Here is a 500-nt window from a genome sequence, read left to right on the forward strand (position 1 = left end):
GTGCCAGCCTGCGCGCCGCCGGCTGGCATTTGCTCGGAACGCGCGGCGGCGGTGCCTGGAGTCGCCCCAGCCGTCCTCGCGCTGACACCCCCGACCACCTGCGCGGCCCTAAGTGCTTGTGGCAAGCACCGGGCGGTGCGGACAAAGGGAAACGCCCGGATGCCGATTGATTGCTGCCGCGCGCGCGAGGCCCGGACATGCTGCCCCCATGCCTGCTGACGTTGTCAGCGACATGCCAGGCAACCATCGGTCTTCGAGGTTGCGACGCAGTTCCCACTGCGTGACCGAGCCAGCTCGCACCGCATCCGTCCGCGAGCGGCCACCAGTCTCTGGTGGCGGATGCTTTCGCCTTATCAACCCACCGCGGGGTTACGCACCTTTCCCCGCATGCGTGGGGCCGGTGTGTCTCCGCTTCATCCCAATGGAGATTCACCATGAGCACCACGTCCAACGAGAAATCGTATTTCGACCTCCACACCTCGGGCATCGGCTACATCCAG

The 500-nt window shown here is 66.2% G+C and carries 1 pseudogene; it reads left to right on the forward strand.

The features are described from left to right. Positions 1–434 precede the first annotated feature (434 nt). A pseudogene (locus ABB30_RS16845) lies at positions 435–500 on the forward strand (DUF3577 domain-containing protein); the annotation flags it as partial.

Source organism: Stenotrophomonas ginsengisoli, assembly GCF_001431485.1.
In the GTDB taxonomy this organism is placed as follows: Bacteria; Pseudomonadota; Gammaproteobacteria; order Xanthomonadales; family Xanthomonadaceae; genus Stenotrophomonas; species Stenotrophomonas ginsengisoli.